This is a genomic window from Caulobacter sp. (assembly GCF_017744445.1).
Lineage (GTDB): Bacteria > Pseudomonadota > Alphaproteobacteria > Caulobacterales > Caulobacteraceae > Caulobacter.
Genome location: NZ_JAGIBH010000019.1, coordinates 12,281 through 28,723, shown reverse-complemented (window position 1 = coordinate 28,723; position 16,443 = coordinate 12,281). Strand labels below are relative to the sequence as shown.

10 protein-coding genes are annotated in these 16,443 nt (G+C 66.8%); 4 read left to right on the top strand and 6 right to left on the bottom strand.

From position 1 onward, the window contains the following. Window positions 1-2: 2 nt before the first annotated feature. Both J7528_RS21490 and J7528_RS21485 read right to left on the bottom strand, forming a co-directional pair. The gene (locus J7528_RS21490; protein WP_291878778.1) at window positions 3-311 is read right to left on the bottom strand and encodes a TrbC/VirB2 family protein; all 309 of its coding nucleotides are present in this window, start codon (window positions 309-311) and stop codon (window positions 3-5) included. Beyond that, on the bottom strand, window positions 311-922 hold the full coding sequence (locus tag J7528_RS21485; RefSeq protein ID WP_291878776.1) for a lytic transglycosylase domain-containing protein: 612 nt from the start codon (window positions 920-922) through the stop codon (window positions 311-313). The genes J7528_RS21490 and J7528_RS21485 overlap by 1 nt, the downstream gene beginning before the upstream one ends. A gap of 582 nt (window positions 923-1,504) precedes the next feature. On the opposite strand from J7528_RS21485, the gene J7528_RS21480 reads away from it, so the two are divergent. The 3 genes from J7528_RS21480 to J7528_RS21470 all read left to right on the top strand — a co-directional run bounded on the left by J7528_RS21480 (window position 1,505) and on the right by J7528_RS21470 (window position 6,652). Further along, window positions 1,505-2,026 carry a MarR family transcriptional regulator gene (locus J7528_RS21480; protein WP_291878773.1) on the top strand — a complete coding sequence of 174 codons (522 nt, stop codon included), beginning with the start codon at window positions 1,505-1,507 and terminating at the stop codon, window positions 2,024-2,026. A 525-nt stretch (window positions 2,027-2,551) separates the two neighbouring features. Next, on the top strand, window positions 2,552-5,497 hold the full coding sequence (locus J7528_RS21475; RefSeq protein ID WP_291878770.1) for a TonB-dependent receptor: 2,946 nt from the start codon (window positions 2,552-2,554) through the stop codon (window positions 5,495-5,497). A 57-nt stretch (window positions 5,498-5,554) separates the two neighbouring features. Continuing rightward, entirely contained in the window at window positions 5,555-6,652 is a 1,098-nt protein-coding gene (locus tag J7528_RS21470) for a pectinesterase family protein (RefSeq protein ID WP_291878769.1), read from the top strand. A gap of 6 nt (window positions 6,653-6,658) precedes the next feature. On the opposite strand, the gene J7528_RS21465 is transcribed toward J7528_RS21470, so the two are convergent. Beyond that, entirely contained in the window at window positions 6,659-8,884 is a 2,226-nt protein-coding gene (locus tag J7528_RS21465) for a TonB-dependent receptor (RefSeq protein WP_291878767.1), read from the bottom strand. A 175-nt stretch (window positions 8,885-9,059) separates the two neighbouring features. On the opposite strand from J7528_RS21465, the gene J7528_RS21460 reads away from it, so the two are divergent. Continuing rightward, on the top strand, window positions 9,060-10,127 hold the full coding sequence (locus J7528_RS21460; RefSeq protein WP_291878765.1) for a sterol desaturase family protein: 1,068 nt from the start codon (window positions 9,060-9,062) through the stop codon (window positions 10,125-10,127). On the opposite strand, the gene J7528_RS21455 is transcribed toward J7528_RS21460, so the two are convergent. The 3 genes from J7528_RS21455 to J7528_RS21445 all read right to left on the bottom strand — a co-directional run bounded on the left by J7528_RS21455 (window position 10,124) and on the right by J7528_RS21445 (window position 16,298). Beyond that, complete coding sequence (locus J7528_RS21455; protein WP_291878763.1) at window positions 10,124-11,071, bottom strand: UDP-glucuronic acid decarboxylase family protein; 948 nt, start codon at window positions 11,069-11,071, stop codon at window positions 10,124-10,126. The two genes, J7528_RS21460 and J7528_RS21455, sit on opposite strands and share 4 nt — an antisense overlap. Before the next feature lie 80 nt (window positions 11,072-11,151). Beyond that, complete coding sequence (locus J7528_RS21450; protein WP_291878761.1) at window positions 11,152-13,449, bottom strand: acyl-CoA dehydrogenase; 2,298 nt, start codon at window positions 13,447-13,449, stop codon at window positions 11,152-11,154. Between the two features lie 59 nt (window positions 13,450-13,508). Next, window positions 13,509-16,298: a PAS domain S-box protein gene (locus J7528_RS21445; RefSeq protein ID WP_291878759.1), complete on the bottom strand. Its 2,790-nt coding sequence runs from the start codon at window positions 16,296-16,298 to the stop codon at window positions 13,509-13,511. Window positions 16,299-16,443 lie beyond the last annotated feature (145 nt).

Here is a 16,443-nt window from a genome sequence, read left to right as displayed (position 1 = left end):
TCTTAGGCGGCGCCCGAGGCGGCGCGGATGCCGCTGACGATCGTGGTGGCGCCGAACAGGATGAAGCAGCCCAGGATCACGGTGGCGCCATAGCGCCAGTTCAGGCGGCCGGTCAGCATCATGAAGCCGACGGCGGCCACGGCCATGACGGCCACGGCGGTGGCGACATTGCCCATCAGGGTGCCTTGCAGCCAGGTGACGCCGGCCAGCAGGGCGCTGGAGCCCTGCGGATCGGCCTGCACGGCCTGGGCGTGGGCCTGCGAGGCGGCGGTGGACAGAGAGGCCGCGAGGGCCAGAAGGGACTTACGCATCACTGAGGAGCTCCGAGGGCGAGGGCGGACCCGGTCGCGGCCATGCGGCCGAGGATCGAGGTCACGTAGGCTTGGGTTTCGGCGTAGGGCGGCACGCCGCCGTGCTTGCGGACAGCGCCGGGGCCGGCGTTGTAGGCGGCCAGGGCCAGGCGGACGTCGCCGCCGAACTCCGAGAGCATGCGGCGCAGGTACATCGCGCCCCCGCGAATGTTCTGGGCGGGGTCGTGCGGGTCGACGCCCAGATCGCGGGCGGTGCCGGGCATAAGCTGCATGACGCCGATCGCGCCCTTGTTCGATAGGGCGGTCGGGCGAAAGCGGCTCTCGCGCCAGGCCACGGCCTCGACCAGCTTGGGATCCAGGGCATAGGCGGTGGCGGTGGTCGAGATTTGGGCGCGCACCGTTTCGACGTCGGGCGCGGCGACGGCCAGCGGGGCAGGGGCGGGCGCGATGGACTGAACGCCGTCTTGCGTAAAGACCGACGGGCCGTCGAAGCGCGTGACCGCGCCGTTAGAGCCGATTTCCAGCACCTGGGCCGTGGCCGGCAAGGCCATCAGGCAAACGATCGCGGCGAGCGCCAGCAACAGAGCCTGGCGGGCGATATCAAACGTCACTGCGCCCCCTCAGGTCCGTGGGTTCAAATCAACGTAGTTAATTGGTATCGGGCGCGCCGTTTCAGTGTAATGCGGCAGGACAGCGCATCTATTTTTGCTGTCATCGTCAAAATTGCTGATAGTTAAGCAGAATTTATGCTCAAGCTCGACATAAAGTCGGATGTCGGACTTATCTAAATTCTTAATAGATGGTTAATTCGGTGTGGTGTTGACCTGAATACATAACTGCGTTGGTCGAAGGTGGTGGGAAAGCCTGAAGATTGCTTGCCTGTGGATAGAATCACTTGCCAACTTGGGCTCAAGTGCGTTCAGGGGCGTTGCATGTTGGCGTTGAACAAGACTCGCGAGTGGCTGATCCGGAACTTCGCCGGCTGCCTGCTCGGTGGATGGCTGGTGATCGCGGTGGTGGGGCTGACGGCCCTCAACGGCTGATCCGTAGGCGGTTTCCCGCGATCGGCGAGAGGTCTTAAGCAGCCCGCCTATGGCGCTTATGCAACTTGGTTAAAGAATGTTGCGGAACGCCGTCATCTGAAAGCCCGGTTTTTGCGTTGAAAGCTTGTCTACAGACGCCGGAACCGACTTTTGCCGCTCGATATCGAAGACCTGAACCGATTGCTTTTCCAGACTGAACAGGCTCGCCGCCTGCTCGTCGGCGACCGGCTGAGCGAGCATGGGATCATCTTCGGCCAGTGGCTGGTGCTGGACGCCCTGTACAAGGAGGGGCTGTCGTCGATGACCGCCCTGGCCGCCGTGATCGGCGCCGACCGAACCACCCTGACTCGAACCGTCGATGGCCTGGTGTCGGCTGGCTATGTGGAACGCACCACGCCCGCCGAGGATCGCCGCCTGGTGGTCGTCGACCTGACGCCAGCCGGTCGTACGGTCGCCGAAGCGGTGTTGGCCGGGCTGGCGCCGACCCACGAGAGCATTTTCGCCGGCTTCACACGCCAGGACCTGGACGCTCTATCTGTCCTTCTTGCCCGGTCGCTGGCTCAGATAAAGTTGGCCGCCGCTGAAGGTCCAGGGCCCAAGGCGCTTCCCCGGCTGGAGCGGCGGGGGTTCCGAGGCACCGAGACGAAGGGGCGATCGCGCCTGCGGTCCTAGGTCGACCTCGGCCAGCACGTGGCCGGCGTCGTCGAGAATGACCATCTGCCAAGGACCGGGCTGGGCGAAGGCTGCCGGGTAATCGCGGATCAGGGCCGCGCCCAAGCGCCAAGCCTCGCGTTTGGCCTCGTCCAGATTGCGCAACAGAGCGCCCTCCGGATCGGGAAAGTGTTCAGGCGAGACGATCTCGAACCGAAACCTGCGCATCACACCCTACGGCGACGCTGAATGCGTCGAGTCGATGAACGCGCCTCCGACAAAAAGGCGCCGCATTCAGACAAGGGGGAGTTGAAAAAGACGGTCTCGGTTCCCCTGTGGCGCGCGGGTGACACCCGAGCTTGTCCCTCGTTTTTGTTTCGCTTTTTTTCGATTTTTGCGGCTGAAGCCCCGTCGGCAACAGCTTTCGCGACCTCCCGCGTCACTAAGCCTCACGAACAGTGGCTTGCAAAAAATGGAAGTCGATCGCAGCATGTGGGCAATTGATACCGGTGTCATAAGAACACCGTTCTGGGAGGGACTAAGGAAATGGCAGCATCACATCTGCGCGCCCGTCTGCTCTGCGGGGCCGCCGCTCTGGCTTCGGTCCTGGCCGCCGGCGCCGCCAACGCTCAGCAAGCCGCGCCGCCCGCCGCCGCTGACGACACCGTCGAAGCCGTCGTCGTCACGGGCTTCCGCAACAGCCTGGCGCAAGCTCTGAACGTGAAGCGCTCCTCGGCAGCGGCCGTGGACGCGATCTACGCCGAGGACATGGCCAAGTTCCCGGACCTGAACCTCTCGGAATCCATCCAGCGCATCCCGGGCGTCGCCATCGCGCGTGACGCCGGCGAGGGCCGCCAGATCTCGGTCCGCGGCCTGGGCGCCCAGTTCACCCGCGTCCGCATCAACGGCATGGAAGCCCTGACCACCTCGGGCGGCACCGACGCCTCGGGCGGCACCAACCGCAGCCGTTCGTTCGACTTCAACGTCTTCGCCTCGGACCTCTTCAACCGCATCACGGTGCAGAAGACCGCCTCGGCCGAGACGGAAGAGGGCTCGCTGGGCGCGACCGTCGACCTGAACACCGCTCACCCGTTCGACAAGCGCGGCTTCAACTTCGCCGTCTCGGGCAAGATGGGCTACAACGACCAGGCCGAGAAAGCCTCGCCGCGCGTCGCCGCCCTGATCTCGAACACCTGGCGCGACGACACGATCGGGGCCCTGTTCTCGATCGCCTATTCTCAGCGCGACCTGCTGGACGAAGGCACGAGCACCGTGCGCTGGCAGACCGGCACGGCCACGGCTCCGGGCTTCCGCAGCGTGAAGGGCGCGACCTGCGCCACCAACGCCGCCGCCTGCGCCGAAGCCAACGGCGCGGTCCACCCGCGCATCCCGCGCTTCGACTGGTATCGCAACCAGCAGGACCGCCTGGGCATGACCGGCGCGCTGCAGTGGGCGCCGGACGATAAGACCACGGTCTCGTTCGACGTGCTGTACGCCGACTTCAAGGGTAAGCGTAACGAGGACTTCCTCGAGACCTTCACGCCCCAGACGGCCGGCGCCTGTACCGCGACCTCGCCGGCCTCATGCGGCATCAACCAGGTCGACGTGGTGGACTACACGGTGACCAGCCCGCGGTCGGGCTTCCCGGTCATGACCAAGGGCGTCTGGAACAACGTCGACCTGAAGACCGAGCAGCGCTACGACGAGCTGGAGACCGAGTTCCGCCAGTTCACCCTGGCCGGCGAGCGCCAGTTCACCGACAAGTTCAAGGCCAAGGGTGTGCTCGGCTTCTCGAAGTCGACCTTCTCGAACCCGGTCCAGAACACGGTCCAGTGGGACCAGTACAACGTCCAAGGCTACAGCTTCGACTATAGCGGCGGCGACACCTATCCGGTGATCAAGTACGGCACCGGCGACACGGTGAATGCCGACGCCTGGACCTTGGCCGAAATCCGCATGGTCCAGGGCTATGTCGACAACAGCTACAAGACCGCCCAGTTCGACCTGCAATACGACTGGAGCGACGCCTTCAAGCTGAAGGGCGGCCTGGCCTACAAGGCCTACAACACCGACAGCACCGCCTTCGCCCGCTCGAACGGCACGACGTCGAACATCAACCCAATCAACTCGAACGACCTGAAGAACGTCGCGCGCTCGTCCTACGCCCAGACGATCGACTTCTCGAGCCTGAACATCCCGGCCGGCAACGTGACCTCATGGGTCACGCCCGACCTGCAGAAGGCCATCGCGGCCCTGCACATGAACGACCCGAGCTACGGCAAGACCGTCACGACGACGCCGGGCACCGTCTGGACCAGCCCGTTCGGCAACTCGTGCTTCACCCAGGGCTGCGGCATCTACAACCTGGGCCGCGAACCCAGCCTGGGCAGCAACTATACGATCGATGAGTGGGACACGACCGGCTACGTCCAGGGCGACTTCAACTTCGACGTCGGCGGCGTGCCGGTTCGCGGCGACATCGGCGCCCGCTACGTCCAGACCCGCCAGAAGGCCCTCGGCTACGGCGTGGTGCCCTCGACCGTCAACGGCGTGAACTACCAGACGATCTCGGCCACGACGGCCACGCGCTCGTACAACGACTTCCTGCCGGCCCTGAACGTCGTCGTCGAGCCGACCGAGAGCCTGCTGCTGCGCTTCGGCGCCGCCAAGGTCATGTCGCGTCCGAACCTGGGCTCGCTGACCCCCGGCGTGAACATCGGCACCGGCTCGACCAAGTCGGTGACCTCGGGCAACCCGTTCCTGGATCCGTACCGCGCCAAGACCGCCGACGCCGCGGTCGAGTGGTACTTCCAGCCAGGCGCGCTGCTGTCCTTCGCCTACTTCTACAAGGACATCTCGACCTTCGTTCAGAGCTACACCTCGGCTCTGTCGACCTTCGACAAGAACCCCTTCGGCCTGCCGGACAGCGCCGCGGTCGCGGCCTGCGGCACCACGCCGGGCTGCGCCCCGAACCTGCCGGTCTGGCAGTTCAGCACCTCGGTCAACACGCCCGGCGGTCCGCTGAAGGGCTTCGAGATCAACTACCAGCAGCCCTTCACCTTCCTGCCGGCGCCGTTCGATAAGTTCGGGGTCCTGGCCAACTACACCCACGTGACGTCGAACGTGACGTACCTGTCCTCGACGGGCGCCGTGGCCGCTGTCGGCCCGCTGACCAACCTGTCGAAGAACAGCTACAACGCCACGCTCTACTATGAGACCAAGAAGATCAGCACCCGCGTCTCGGCGGCGTATCGTTCAAAGTACCTGACCCAGATCCCGGGCCGTAACGGTTCGGACGTGGAAGGCACCAAGGCGACGCTGAACTTCGACGCCTCGCTGACCTACACCTGGAACAAGCACCTGGCCTTCACGCTCGAGGCGGTCAACCTGAGCAACGAGAAGCAGGACCAGTACTACGACAGCAGCCAGCTGGTGTCGTTCTACCACGAGACGGGCCGCGAGTTCTTCGCCGGCTTCCGCTACACCTTCTAAGACAACAGGCGGCGCGGTTCTTCGGAACCGCGCCGTTTCTCTTTACAGGCTCCCCCGATGTCCAGATTTCCCGATCGTCGGTCGGTGGTGCTGGCAGGCCTCGCGGGCCTGACGGCCGCGCCGGCCTTCGCCAAGCCCGCACGCTTTGACGCCATTCTCTCGGCCAAGCCCGATCCCCGCGCTGCCCGTAACTTCGCCACCCTGGCCGAGGCGCTGGACGCCGCGCCGACTTCCGGCGACCGACCCTTCCGTATCCTGGTTCCCAAGGGGACCTGGCGCGAGCAGGTCACCGTCCGCAAACCCAACATCCATCTGGTGGGCGAGGGCAGGGCGGCCAGCGTCATCGTGTTCAACGAGTACGCCGCCGGCCGCAACCGTCCGGGTGGTCCGCCCGAGATCGCGACCATGACGGTGCTGGCGCCGGGCTTCCGCGCCGAGCGCCTGACCATCGCCAACGACTTCGACTATCCGCACAACATGCCGGCCGAGGTCGACTACGACCGCACCGGCGCCAGCGGGGCCCAGGCCACGGCGTTGAAGCTGGGCGAGGGCAGTGACCGCGCCTATTTCGAGGACGTGGCCCTGACCGGCTGGCAGGACACCCTGTTCACCGACGCCGGCCGCAGCCTGTTCCGCAACTGCTACATCAGCGGCTGCGTCGACTTCATCTACGGCCGGGGCGTGGCGGTGTTCGACCGCTGCGAGATCCGCTCGCGCACGCGGCCGGGCAAGGACTTCCACGGCTTCATCGCCGCGCCCGACACCGACCGCCGCCAGCCCTATGGCCTGGTGTTCCTGGATTGCCGCCTGACGCGGGACGCCGACATGCCCAGGCATACGATGGCGCTGGGCCGTCCGTGGCGGCACACCATGACCTTCCCGGACGGCCGCTACGGCAATCCGAACGCCGTGGGGCATACCGCCTTCATCCGGTGCTGGATGGACGATCATATCGTCCCCGAGGCCTGGTACCCGATGCACTACAACCTGAAAGGCGGACGCCGGGCTATGTACCAGCCCGAAGACGCCCGCCTGTTCGAATACGCCAGCAAAGGCCCCGGGGCCGGCAAGCCGTCCAAGCGGCGTCGCCAGCTGACCGCGTCCCAGGCCAAGGCCTATACGGTCTCCAACCTGCTGAAGGGCTGGAGACCGTAGGGGGCGTTACATCGGCCCCACGCCGCCGCCCGGTGAGCCGAAGTCGAAGGCCGGCTCGCGGGCGCGGCGGGGATTGGGAACGCCCTTGCCGCCGAAGCCGTAGGTGATGCCGATGAAGACGGCCCGCAGGTCCAGGTCCATGGTCCGGCGGTCCTTCAGGGCGGCGGTGTTGATCACCAGCTTGTCGCCGAAGGTGTTCAGGGTGTCCTGAACGGTCACCACGCCCGAGATGCGGTCGTTGAACTTGTGGCGGTAGCCCAGGTTCACCATGCCGGTCGGCTCGCGATAGCCCTGCGGCGTCAGGCGCTTGCCGATGGCGAAGCCGCTGATCTGGATGAAGTCCTTGGGCGTGGCCTGTACGTTCAGCGCCGCATAGCCCGAGACCGTCCAGGCCGAGCGCTTGTCGGCGAAGCCCAGGTCCGTGGCGCCAATCTCGTTCCAGGCCGCGTTGCCGCTGATCGTGTAGCTGACCTTGGGCGACAGGCGAGCGTTGGCGACCAGCTCCAGGCCGCCGCTGCGGCTCTTGGCGAGGTTGGCCTTGGTGGTCAGCAGCACGCCGCCGCCCAGGTCGCGGACCACGTCGGTGACGCCGTCGCGGGCCTCGCGCCAGTACAGGGTACCCAGATAGTAGTTGAAGCCCTTGCGCCGCTGGTAGGCGACCTCGAACGAGTCCGTGGTCTGGGGTTTCAGGCGCGGGTCGCCCTGGCGATAGCTGTAGGGGTCCTGATAGATCCGATAGGGGTTCAGGTCCGTAGCCGAAGGACGCTGGATGCGACGGCTGTAGCTGGCGTTGACCTGCCGCATGTCGTCGACCTTGTACTGCATGTGCAACGAGGGGTAGGCGCGCAGGTAGTCGTAGCTATCCTTGAGGTTCGAGGTGACCTGGTTGGTGTCGATCTTCACGTCCTCGACCCGCAGACCCGGCATCACGGTGAAGTCGCCGAACACGCGGCTGTAGGTGACGTAGCCGGCATTGATGACCTGATCGTACTTGAACTGGTTGGTCAGGGCGGGGTCGACGACCAGGGCGCCGCTATTGGGCCCTCGGGCGCCGTAGTTGTCGTAGTCGTTGTCGTCGACCTGCAGCTCGTAACCGACGTTCAGCTTGGCGCCGCCGGCCAGGGTGCGCTTGTAGTCGGCCTTGACGCGGCCCTGGACCAGCTTGTCGCCGACGCGGACGCGCTCGACATAGTTCGAGACCACCGGCAGCTGGTTGAAGGCGTCGGCCAGGGTGGTCTGGGCGTCGCGGGTGCGCTCCAGGCTAGTGTTCAGCGTAAACTCCTCGTCCTGGTGCGACAGCTTGCGGCGCAGGTCGCCCGACAGGCCGGCCACCGAGCGCTTCATCTGGCCGTCGGCGCGGCGCTGGAAACGGGCGTTGGGCGCGCCGTTGACGTCCTTGCCGTCGTAGAACGAACCGGCGTCGGTGTCGTAGGTGACGTCGTTGTAGCGGGCCTCGGCGCTGAGGCGGGTCTGCTTGTCCAGGTCGTAGTCGACGCCGGCGCGGGCGTTGTAGGCGTTGCCCCGGCTGGCGAAATTGATCTGCTGGTGGCTGGTCGCGTACTTGCCGCTGAGGGCGTCGAAGCGCTCGCGGTCGTCGACGATCTCGCCCTTGGCCTTGTCGCGACGCCAGCCGGCGTCGGCCGATAGGGTCAGCTGCTTGGTGTTGCGGGCCAGGGTGATGCTGGCGTTCTTGCGCCCGCCCGTGCCGACATTGGCGCGGACCGAGCCGGTCGTGCCGACGCCGCGCTGCTGCTTGGTGATCAGGTTGATGATACCGGCGGTGCCTTCGGGGCTGAAGGCGGCCGACGGGTTGGTCATCACTTCGACGCGCTCGAACTGGCTGGCGGGGATCTGCTGCAGGATCTGGCCGCGGTTCTCGCCCCGGAACATGCCCGACGGCTTGCCGTCGATCATGATCGTGACGTTGGCGTCGCCGCGCAGGCTGACATTGCCCTGCACATCGACCTGCACCGAGGGCACATTGCGCAGCACGTCGGCGACCGAACCGGTCGTGGCCTGGATGTCCTTGCCCAGGCTGTAGCTGCGGCGGTCGATCGAGGTCTTCATGTCCTGCTGGCCGGGGGCGGTGATGGTCACGCCCTGCACCTGTGTCGATTGCTCCTTCTTGGCCGGAGCGGGCGTCGTCGTCGGGGTCTGGGCGGCGGCGGCGGTGCTGATCGCGGCCAGGCCCGTGGCGGCCAGCAGGGCGGCGCGGCGGGTCGGGAAGGTCATGGAAAGTCTCCTCTGTTGGCGAGGAAACTGACCGATCGACTCGAAGCGTTGCAGTGTCTGGGGTCACGCCTTCGGGGTGACGTTTGTCATGTCGCGACCTCCGGTAGCGCCGCCACACCAAGTTTTAACGGCGCCGGGCGCATGAATGCCGTGGATTTCCTGGGGAGCGGACGTCTTGAAACCCGCAGCGCTACATCCTGCCGCCGAGATCGGCGTCGAACAGGCACCGTCGAACGGCCTGGGCCGCGTGGCCCTGATCGCCGGCTTCGTGCTGTACGCCGCCATCGCCGGCGCGGCCTGGTGGCTGTCGTTGCAGCTGATCCCCGCCGAGCTGACCCTGACCTTCCTGGGCAAGAGCCTGCACACGGACTCGGCCCACGCGCACCTGAACAACATCTTCCTGGTATTCCTGCTGCTGCCGACGGCGCTGGGCATCGAGGCGGCCATCGTAGGCTGGCCGGAGAGCTCGCTGCGCCAGCTGCTCTTCGCTCGCACCCCATCGCTGAACACCGACCTGGCCGTCTTCATCCTGGGCCAGGGGCATGTGCTGGACATCGTCGGCCGCGTGCTGATGCTGGGCGTCTCGATGATCTCGGGCGCGTGGATCCATGACGCCATCGCCGCCTCGACCGGCGTGAACCTGGGCCCGCCGCCGCTGCCGTTCGCGCTGCAGCTGCCGCTGTACTTCGCGATCTACACCTTCTTCGACTACTGGACCCACCGGACGGACCACACCAAGTTCTTCTGGCCGCTGCACCGCTATCACCACTCGGCCGAGGACTTCGGCGTGGTGACCTCGGTGCGTCAGCATCCGGCGACCTTCACGGCCATCTTCCTGGTCAACCTGCCGCTGGCCGTCCTGGGCGCGCCAGCCGAGGTGATGATCTATGTCAACGTGCTGGTCGTGGGCATCGGCCTGATCATCCACGGCAAGATCGACGCGAACTGGGGCTGGGTGGGCCGCTGGCTGATTCAGTCGCCCAACCACCACCGGGCCCACCACAAGCTGGACATGACCCACCCGACCGGCCACTTCGGCATCATGCCGATCTGGGACCGGCTGTTTGGCACCTGGTACGAGGACAAGCCCGACCCGAAGCTGGCGATCGGCGTCGACACTGCCTACCAGCACGGCTTCTTCATCCCGCGCGACATGCTGCGTGACTACTACCACTTCTGGATCGGCTGGTTCGGCGGCAAGAGCGACGGGCCGAACGCCGCGCGGTTCTTCGAAAAGCGCTAGGCGGTCTTCAGAAGCCCGTCGAAGTACTCGATCGTCCGCATCAGCCCGACCTTCAGCGGCGCGGTCGGCGCCCAGTCCAGGTGCTGCTTGGCCAGGGTGATGTCGGGCTGGCGCTGGCGCGGGTCGTCCGAGGGCAGGGGACGGTGGACCAGGCCCGATTTGCTGCCGGTCAGCTCTAGGACCAGGTCGGCCAGCTGCTTCATCGTGAACTCGACCGGATTGCCCAGATTGATCGGGCCGGTCACGTCGTCGCCGGTGTTCATCAGCCGCATCAGGCCGTCCACCAGATCGTCGACATAGCAGAACGAGCGCGTCTGGTTGCCGTCGCCGTACAGGGTGATGTCCTCGCCCTTCAGCGCCTGGACGATGAAGTTCGACACCACACGCCCGTCGTTGGGGTGCATGCGCGGGCCATAGGTGTTGAAGATCCGCGCCACCTTGATGCGCAGCTTATGCTGGCGCCAGTAGTCGAAAAACAGGGTCTCGGCGCAGCGCTTGCCCTCGTCGTAGCACGAGCGGATGCCGATCGGATTGACGTTGCCCCAGTAGCTCTCGACCTGCGGATGGATGGTCGGGTCGCCGTACACTTCCGAGGTCGACGCCTGCAGGATCTTGGCCTTCACCCGCTTGGCCAGGCCCAGCATGTTAATGGCGCCGTGGACGCTGGTCTTGGTCGTCTGCACGGGGTCGAACTGGTAGTGCACCGGGCTGGCCGGGCAGGCCAGGTTGTAGATCTGGTCCACCTCGACATATAGCGGCATGGTCACGTCATGGCGCAGCAGCTCGAAGCGCGGGTTCCCCAGGTTCTGCGCCACGTTCAGGCGCGAGCCGGTGTAGTAGTTGTCGACGCACAGCACTTCCGCGCCGGTCTCCAGCAGCCGGTCGCAAAGATGCGAGCCGACGAAGCCCGCGCCGCCCGTGACGAGAATTCTCTGCGTATGCATGGACTGAAACAGACCCCTCGGGACTCAGCGTCGACCTGTGTTTGTACAGCGACGCCGAGCCTTGCTCCAAGGTGGTGTTTCTAGGCGGGGGCGCGACCGATTGTCGGCTCGGCGATGACCGCGGCGCGGCGACGCTTGGACGTCGCGGCGGGCGGTGGTTCGGAGGCGGGGGCGCCCAGCTCCTCGGGCGCGAAGTCGTCCACGGCGATGACCTTGGCGACGGCGGCGTCGGCGGCTGTCAGGGCGGCGATCTCGTCTGGGGTCAGCAGGCCCTTGTCCAGGCCGTCCTTCCAGGCGCGGACGCCCTGGTCCTTCAGGCGGTCGTGGATCGGCTGGGTGGCCACCACCCGCTCGAAGGCGTCGATCAGCTGGCCGATCGCCTCGTCCTCGCCGCCGACATAGACACCCTCGACCAGGCGGGTGCGGGTGGGCGAGGGGTTCAGGATCAGCTCGGCGCAGGCGCGGGTGACCCGGTCCGACGGACCCCGCCGGCGCGCCCCGAACGGCAGCACCGCCGCGCGCAGCAGCCAGCCGGCCAGACGGCTGGGCAGGTTGGCGAAGATCTCGTCGAAGCGCTGCTCGATCGTGGCGAAAGCCGTCTGGGCGCACCATTCCAGCAGCGGGAAGTCGTCGTCCTGACGGCCCTCATCCTCCCAGCGCTTCAGGGCGCCCGACAGGAAGTACATCTCCGACAGGATATCGCCGAGGCGCGCCGACAACATCTCCTTGCGCTTCAGCTCGCCGCCCAGGGTGAGCAGGGCGATGTCCGAGGTCAGGGCGAAGGCGGCGCTGTAGCGGCCCAGCTTCCGGTAGAAGCGGTTGGCCCGGCCGGCGTCCGGTGCGGGCGACAGGGCCCCGTCGGTCCAGGCGCGGGCCGTGGCCTTGATGCCGTTGCGGATGGCGTGGGCGACATGGTCCCAGAAGGCCGCGTCGAACGCTTCCAGGCCCTTTTCTTTGTCAGCCTCACCCAGGGCCAGGATCTCGCGCAGCATGTAGGGATGGGCACGGATCGCGCCCTGGCCGAAGACCATCAGGCTGCGGGTCAGAATATTGGCGCCCTCGACCGTGATGCCGACCGGCACGGCGCGGTACTGCCCGCCCATGTAGTTGCGCGGGCCCTCCATGATCGCCTTGCCGCCATGGACGTCCATGGCGTCGTTGACCACCACCCGCATCCGCTCGGTGGCGCCCGACTTCAGCAGGGCCGAGATCACCGAGGGATGCTTGCCAAGGTCCAGGCCCGCGCAAGTCAGTCGCCGCGCGCCGTCGACCAGATAGGCGTTGCCGGCGATGCGGGCCAGGCGCTCCTGCACGCCCTCGAACTTGCCGATGGCGATGCCGAACTGCTGGCGCACGCGGGCATAGGCGCCGGTGGTCAGGGCGCTGTAGGCCGCCGCCGCTCCGGACATGGCCGGCAGGGAGATGCCGCGCCCGGCCGCCAGCGCCGTCATCAGCATCTTCCAGCCCTGACCCGCGCGCTCGGCGCCGCCGATGATCAGGTCTAGCGGGATGAAGACGTTCTCGCCCCAGTTCGGACCGTTCTGGAAGGTCTGGAAGGCCGGCAGGTGGCGACGGCCGATGCTGACCCCGGCCGTGTCGGTCGGGACCAGGGCGCAGGTGATGCCGATGTCCTCCTCGCCGCCCAGCAGGCGGTCGGGGTCGCGCAGCTTAAAGGCCAGGCCGAGCACCGTGCAGACCGGCCCCAGGGTGATGTAGCGCTTGTGCCAGTTCAGCCGCACGCCCAGCACGGTGTCGCCCTTCCACAGGCCGCGACAGACCACGCCTTCGTCGATCATGGCGCTGGCGTCCGAGCCAGCCTCGGGGCTGGTCAGGCCAAAGGCGGGTATCTCACGCCCGTCGGCCAGGCGCGGCAGCCAATAGTCCTGCTGTTCCTGCGTGCCGAAGCGCAGGATCAGTTCGCCCGGACCCAACGAGTTGGGCACCATCGCCGTCACCGCGGTCGAGGCCGAGCGGGTGGCGATCTTGCGGACGATTTCGGCGTGGCCCAGGTGCGAGAAGCCCAGGCCCCCGTACTCCTTCGGGATGATCATGCCGAAGAACTTCTCGCTCTTCAGGAACTCCCAGGCCTCGGGCGGCAGGTCGCGGGTCTCCCAGGTCATGCGCCAGTCGTCGATCATGGCGCACAGGGTCTCGACCGGGCCTTCCATGAAGGCCTGCTCGTCCGCGCTCAGCGTCGGCTTGGGCAGGGCGAGCAGTTCGTCCCAGTCCGGATCGCCGGTGAACAAAGCCGCGTCCCACCAGGTGTCGCCGGCCTCGATGGCGTCGCGCTCGGTTTCCGACAGGGCGGGCAGCACGCCCTTGGCCCATTGGAAGATCGGCCGGGTGATCGTGTCCCGGCGGAAGGAAGAGCTCGTCATGACGCCACCTCGTTGTTACGCGAGGTGAGAACGCCGGTGGAGCCTTGCGGCTCCCGGTTTCAGGCCGCCGCCGAGATCCCGCGACGGATCATCACCGAGGCGACGCCACGCAGCAGGGCCGCCGGGTCCAGCGGCTTGCCCAGCAGGCCGTCGAACAGCCGCTCGTCGATCCGCGTCGTGCCGTCGGCGGAGAAGGCGATCATCGGCGTGGTGCGGTTAGGACCATCGCCGTCGCGGATGCGCCGGGCGGCCGCCTCGCCATCCATGATCGGCATACGCTGGTCCATCAGGATCAGGTCGAACGCGCGGGTCTGGGCAATGGCCAGGGCCTGGGCGCCGTCGCCGGCCTCGGTCATCTCGACCGACAGGCCGCGCAATACGGCCGAGACCAGGTCGCGATTGACCGGATTGTCGTCGACTACCAGCACGCGACAGCCGGAGGCGCAGTCGGTGGTCCGTTCCGGCGTGGTCGCCGCCACGGGAGCGCCGATCACGGCGGCCGGCAGCTCGAACCAGAAGCACGAACCTTTGCCGACCGTGCTCTCGACGCCGATCTCGCCGCCCATGGCCTCGACCAGGCCCTTGCAGATCGCCAGGCCCAGACCCGTGCCGCCATGGCGACGCGTCGACGAGCCGTCGACCTGTGAGAAGCGAACGAAGAGGGCGCTCAGGCGATCAGCGGGAATGCCCGCGCCGGTATCACGTACAGCCAGGCGCAGGCGACCGTCGGCATAGGACGCCTCGACGGCGACTTCGCCCTGGTCGGTGAACTTCACGGCGTTGCCGACCAGGTTCAGCAGGATCTGGCGAACGCGGTCGGCGGCCAGGTTCAGGCTGGCGGGCAGGGCGGCAAGGCCCTGGCTGCGCAGCGCCACGCCCTTCTCGCCGGCCTGCAGGGTGAAGAGGTCCAGGGTCTCGGCGACCAAGGCGGCAGGCGCGGCCGGCGCGTGGACGATCTCGACCTGGCCGGCCTCCAGCTTGGAGAAGTCCAGGATATCGTTGACCGTCGACAGCAGCGCCTTGCCGGCGCTGGACACGCGCTCGACATAGCGGCGGGTGGCGTCGGTCAGCTCGGGCTGCTCAGCGATCAGGCGCGAGAAGCCCAGCACCGCAGTCAATGGGGTGCGCAGCTCGTGACTCATGTTCGACAGGAACTCGGCCTTCACATTGGCCGCGGCCTCGGCCTCGTTGCGAGCCGCTTCCAGAGCCTCTTCCATGGCCTTGCGGCTGCTGATGTCGCGGATGACGTCCTGAACGCCGGTCATCTTGCCGGCCTCGTCGAAAAAGAGTGTCGGCTGACCTTCCAGCCACAGCCATTGGCCGTCGCGCTTGCGACCGCGAAATTGCAGCGGCTCGGCCACCGCGCCGGGGCCTGCGGCGATCAGGGCCGCGTAATAGGCCAGGACGCTGGGGACGTCCTCGGGATAGGTCAGGTCGATCACCCGCCGGCCCATCAGCTCCTCGGGCTTGAAGCCCAGCATGGGCTTGCAGGCGGGCGACATGAAGGTGATCGCGCCCTTGGCGTCCAGGCGCGAGATCATGTCCGATGCGTTGTCGGCCATCAGGCGATAGCGCGCCTCGCTGTCGGCCAGGGCGTCGTCAATGACCTTGCGGTCGGTGATGTCGCGAATCACGTCCGTCACCGCGTTGGGGACGCCCGTCACTGGATCATGGGTCAGGCGCGGGCGGGCCTCGACCCAGCGCACCGAGCCGTCCTTGCGCACGATGCGGTACTCGATGCTCCAGCCCGGCGGCCCATAGAGAGCGCTGTTGAAGATCTCGGCCACGCGCGCTCGGTCTTCGGGGTGGATGAACTCCATGGCCAGGCGGCCGACCGCCTCTTCCGGCGCGTAGCCCGAGATGGCGCGTACGGCCGGCGAGACGTAGCTGAAACGGCCGTCCAGGCCCATCCGGGTGACCAGGTCGTTGGCGTTCTCGGTCAGCAGGCGATAGCGCTCGCCAGTCGCCTCGACCGCGCGCATGGCGTTGGAATAGTCGGTGACGTCCTGCAGCAGGCCAAACAGGGCGCAGACCTCGCCGTGATCGTCCAGTTCGCAAAGGCCGCGCGCCATGACGTCGCGAACTTCGCCGCTGGCCCGGATCAGCTGCACTTGCAGGTCAAAGCCGCCCTTCTTCGCGATGGCCTGTTCGATGCCTTGCTCGAGCACCGCGCGATGCGCTGGAGAATAGTGGGTGAGAGAGCTGTCGATCGTTGGCGTGTAGCTGTCGCGGCTGAGGCCGAAAATCTGAAAGGTCTGATCCGACCAGGTCAGATGGTTGGTGGCGATGTCGATGCGCCAGTGACCGATGGCGGCGACGCTCTCCGCCAGCTCCAGCAGGCGCTGCTTCTCGGCGGTCTGGCGTTGAGCCTTGGCCAGTTCGAATTCGTCGACGACGATCCGGGCCAAGAGCTTCAGGCGCTCGAGGTCGGTCTCGGCGGGGCGCGCGCGCGGCTTGTCGTCGATCACGCACAGCGTGCCGAGGTTGTGGCCGTCCTTCGTGGTCAGGGTCGCGCCGGCGTAGAAGCGAATATCGGGCGCGCCGGTGACCAACGGGTTGGCGGCGAAGCGGGGATCCTGGGTGGCGTCCTCGACCACCAAGACCGCTTCCGGCCCCATGGCTATGGCGTGGGCGCAAAAGGCGTCGCTACGTGGCGTGGAGGGGGCGTCCAGCCCGACCTTGGCCTTGAACCACTGGCGCTCCTCGTCGACCAGCGACACCAGCGAGATGGGGGTGTCGAACAGGTTGCCGGCCAGGTCGGCCAGGCGATCGATGGCCGCGTCCGCGGGGGTGTCCAGGACCTTGTAGGCCTTCAGGGCGGCCAGGCGCTGGGCTTCGCGAAGGTCCATGGGGTCGGTTGCGCCTTGATACTCGAACGGTTGCGGGACCGTACGAGGCGGGCGCCGTCATCGTCGTTAAGAGCGGGCGCGGCGGATTGGCGCAGGTCGGCGAACGATGGTCATTCAGCGGGTGACGTTTGTCATGTCGGCCCGG